Here is a 4,381-nt window from a genome sequence, read left to right on the forward strand (position 1 = left end):
ATCTTCTCCCACAGCTGTAACCTTGACTTGTATTGTTCCAGACCCATTAATAGAACCCCCGATGACGTTGTCATTTTGATTTTTTTGTACTTTTTTAGATTCTCCAGTGACTAGGGATTCATCTATAGATGTTTGTCCTTGAACGATAATACCATCTGTTGGAATGCTTTCTCCGGCTTTTACTTCGACGATATCATCAGTCATGATGTCTGATATTTTAACTTCTTCGCGTTGGCCATTATCCATAACTTTAATAGCACTATTAGGTAACAGTTCTGCCATTTTCTTTAAAGCATCTCCAGCATTTCCGACAGCATTCATTTCTATCCAATGTCCTAATAGCATAATTAAAATTAAGGTTGCTAATTCCCAAAAAAAGTCCATTGTATGACCAGTTGCACTACTAAAGTTATTCATATAAAAAGCATACAAGCTATAAATATAAGCTACTGAGATACCTAGGGTAACTAAGGTCATCATGCCTGGTTTTTTTGTAGCAATTTCATCTTTACCACCAGACAAGAACGGTTTACCACCATAAAAGAATAAAATTGTACTTAATATTAACACTACCCATTCAGAACCTGGAAATGTGAATTGAAAAGGTAAGTTAACACCCATCAGTGGCGATAAAAGAATGATAGGTATTGCAAAAATTAATGAAACAAAAAACTTAACTTTAAAATTTCCATGATGATGTGCATGGACACTATGATGATGATGTGAGGCATGGTTATCATGATGCATTTGATTGGAATGATTCATGTGATTTTGATGATTATGCTCTTCACCATTATTATTCAAATTAACCCCTCCTAATGAAAATGTTATAGTAAAGCTACTTATACTATAACATATACCCACCCAGGGTATAAAGGTTTTCGATTTATCTCCTTTTATGGATTTATATAATTCCGAACCTTATATCTACACGTCCTACATTAGACCTTGTCATCGATATTTAAAACAATGTTTTAATTAAAAGATCTAATCTTAACTATCACATGACAATACACTCTAACCAAGGTTATCATTACCAACACAAGTCATATATTAATATTCTTAAAGAAAATAGCGCATTTCAAAGTATGCCTAGAAACGAAAATTGTCTTGATAATTATTAGAGAAGTCAGTAAATGAGTTTATAGTAAACTCATTTACTGGCCATTTTTCTAGTATTTATGCTCAGTCTCTTCAAACTATATTAATCATTTTTTGATTCTCATATTCTACGCCACAATAGCTGCATTCTATTAAAGTTACTATATATTCAATCAATTTCAAAGTGAGTTATATACAACCTATTTTTTAGTTTTATTTGTGATACGCTTCCCTCTATTACTGATTTTGCTAAAAAATAGAATGAACCCTAATAATGAGTTCATTCTATTTTTTCAGTTAACGATTTATACAATTATTGCAGGCGCATTATTTATGGTTATATTTTTACCAGGAAGTTTTAGTGAATTACAGACGGCAAATATGACATCGATACTATCTGTCATTTATTTAGGAGCATTTCCAACTGTTATACCTTACATTGCCTTAGCCTATACGATACAAAAAATCGGTGTGTCAGATGCGACGATTTCATTATATTTAACACCTGTTGTTTCTTTAATAATAGCTTATTTTATGTTAGGTAAAATACCTACTTTATATGCTATTTTTGGTGGTATTATTACATTAATTGGAGTAACTATTACATCAGCAAACGCTGAAGAAAGCGTAGATTTGAAATAGTAATAAAATTATATTAATATAAAATTAACTTTCTACATACCATTTTTACCTATAATAATTAAGGAGATTGTACATATGGAAAAAGATATAATCAATATAATTGAAAGACACAGAAAAGATATACAACTTGATAACAATCAGTTAACTATCAAATTAAAATGTACTCCAATCAATAAAAAAGGTAAAGAGTTATTTAAGATTTTAAATTATGTAATACAAGAAAATTATATTTTAACTTTTGGAAGCAATGAATATGAGTGCTACAAATGGCAAGCATATTACAAAGGGGAAAATATTATAGAAAAATATCTCAATAAGTACCTTGATAACGAAATAGAATTGTATGCTGTACCATTATCAAAAACAAACGTTGATATAAAAACTAATTCTGTTGATATAAAAAAAGCCAACCAAGTTAACGTATTTACTGATAGTATAAACTCAATAAATGCAAAGAAATTTATATATAATGAAGAATTGACAGATACAAGTAATACTGATTTATTAGTCGCTATTAATAATATAGAAAATTCGCTTAACAATTATGAGACACCTAATTACAATGATATGTCTGTAGTTAAACAATTCGCTAAATCATCATCCAATATCGCAAGTTTTGCTGCAGATGTTATTACCATTCTAGGTGTATTTTTAAAATAGAGACTTTTGAAAACCAGAATTATATTGAACTAATGCCTTTTGATTATTACTCAGAATATAGGTTCTATACTAAACAGGACTGATATAAAAATCAGTCCTGTTTTTTGATACAAAAAAGCGCAAAAATCTCTATAATTTAAATGTCCTACCAAATAAACTAAGGAGAGATTATGCGCCTATGAATTATTTATATCAAAAACACTTGGAATTGAAGACCTAATGTTATTTTCGACAATAAACTAGAAGAAATTGAATACAAAGGAGAAAGATTTAAGTGCTATTATGCGAAAGTTACATATATTCCTGATTATTGTGAAAGTTGTGGTGTATGTAACACAAACTATAGTATTGTAAAAAATGGTTTTAAAAGTTCTAGAATAACAATTCCAAAAGTATCTGAAATGAATGCATTTTTAATCCTTAAAAAAACAAAGATTCTATTGTAAGCATTGTTGTTCTTACTTTACAGCTCAAACTAACATCGTTGATGTTGATCGCCACATTTCTAATAATACACGTTTAACAATTTTAGATAAGGCAACCACTATACGTTCTCAGAAATTCATAGCGAAGTCTTGTGGTGTATCTAATTCAACCGTTTCACATGTGATTAATCATGCTGCACAAGATATCAAACATTTGCCATTCAGCACATTACCGAAACATATACTAATGGATGAATTTAAAAGTGTTAAACAAGTAGACAGCGCTATGAGTTTTATTTTTTGTGATGCGACTTCGCATAAAATTATAGATAGTGTAAGAAATAGAAAACTATATTCTCTAAAAATTTATTTTTCTCGTTTTCCTCTCGAAGAGAGAAACAAAGTGTTAACCGTTACAATTGATATGTATGAACCATATATGTCCTTGATTAAAGAAGTATTTCCTAATGCTCAAATTATTATTGATAGGTTTCATATTGTTCAAGCGCTGAATCGTGCGCTTAATATGTCTAGGGTTAATCTGATGAATACGTTTAGAAGGAGTAATAGACCTTTATATAATAAATACAAACGTTATTGGAAATTACTTCTAACTCCGTTTGAAGATCTTAACGCCTTTTCTTATCGCAAACTTAAGTTATTTAAGTCTTGGCAAACACCTAAAGGTGTTGTTGAGTATTTACTGAGTTTTGATAAAAATTTCCAATATAGCTATGAAGTAGTTAATGAATTAAGATATGGTTTAAAACACAATAATTCAAAAGATTTTATAACTACGCTCAATGAAGTAGAGTTAAACGAAGTATGTTTTAAATTAAAAATAGTCCTAAAAACTTTAAAAAAATACCAACTATATATTGATAATACCTTGAAGTACCCTAATATAACCAACGGCCCAATAGAAGGCATCAATAATAAAATTAAACTTATTAAAAGAATATCATTTGGATATAGAAATTATGATAATTTGCGTAATCGTACCTTACTAACTTCACGACTTTATGCTTCTCCAATCAAAAAAGAGATTAAGCAACCTAAGGTTGCCTAATCTCAAAAATGGTATCAGTCCTCTTTGACAAAGAGCCAGAATATATCACTAAAAGCTAATTAATATTTTTCATATTAGTGAATTATAAAAAATAATGAGAAAAAGCTACATAATATCTATGTTGATATCATGTAACTTTTTCTCATTTTAAATAATCATCCTAATATTAAGATTTAAGAAACTCTATTGTTTTTTCCTTCTTCCTCTTCCTAATAAGAATATAACTGAAATAGCTGCTAAAATACCTCCTAGCAATGTAATATTTTTACTTTCAGTTTCACCTGTTTCTGGTAACTCTTGTTTTTTATTATTATTTTCTTGTTTATCTTCCTTGGAAACATTTTCCTGAACATTATGATTGTAATGGTCTTCATGTTCACTTGGTGTATCTGATGTACTCGATGGATTATTCGATTCGTTCGGTGTTACTGTAATCGTGAATGTTGTTTCTGTCTTATTACCATTCGCATCTGTTGTCACAACT

Annotated in this window: 4 protein-coding genes and 1 pseudogene; 3 read left to right on the forward strand and 2 right to left on the reverse strand. The window is 29.3% G+C overall.

Going from position 1 to position 4,381, the window contains the following annotated elements; genetic code table 11:
- A partial coding sequence (locus L987_RS09000) for an HAD-IC family P-type ATPase (RefSeq protein ID WP_047504329.1) occupies positions 1 to 804 on the reverse strand: 804 nt, incomplete at its 3' end.
- 558 nt (positions 805 to 1,362) lie between these two features.
- On the opposite strand from L987_RS09000, the gene L987_RS09005 reads away from it, so the two are divergent.
- From L987_RS09005 to L987_RS09015, 3 genes and pseudogenes are all read left to right on the forward strand, one after another.
- A complete protein-coding gene (locus L987_RS09005) occupies positions 1,363 to 1,743 on the forward strand; it encodes a DMT family transporter (RefSeq protein ID WP_075100277.1) in 381 nt (126 codons plus the stop codon).
- 75 nt (positions 1,744 to 1,818) lie between these two features.
- Positions 1,819 to 2,403: a hypothetical protein gene (locus tag L987_RS09010; protein WP_047504332.1), complete on the forward strand. Its 585-nt coding sequence runs from the start codon at positions 1,819 to 1,821 to the stop codon at positions 2,401 to 2,403.
- A 224-nt stretch (positions 2,404 to 2,627) separates the two neighbouring features.
- A pseudogene (locus tag L987_RS09015) lies at positions 2,628 to 3,897 on the forward strand (ISL3 family transposase).
- 183 nt (positions 3,898 to 4,080) lie between these two features.
- On the opposite strand, the gene L987_RS09020 reads toward L987_RS09015, so the two are convergent.
- On the reverse strand, positions 4,081 to 4,381 hold a 301-nt coding region (locus L987_RS09020), incomplete at its 5' end, for an LPXTG cell wall anchor domain-containing protein (protein WP_156105215.1).

Source organism: Staphylococcus sp. ZWU0021 (assembly GCF_000798895.1).
GTDB classification, from domain to species: domain Bacteria; phylum Bacillota; class Bacilli; order Staphylococcales; family Staphylococcaceae; genus Staphylococcus; species Staphylococcus saprophyticus.

Excerpts from the sequence above, each read along its gene's own strand:
- L987_RS09005 (WP_075100277.1), top strand. The coding sequence starts at position 1,363 with ATGAACCCTAATAATGAGTTCATTCTATTTTTTCAGTTAACGATTTAT.
- L987_RS09010 (WP_047504332.1), top strand. The coding sequence starts at position 1,819 with ATGGAAAAAGATATAATCAATATAATTGAAAGACACAGAAAAGATATA.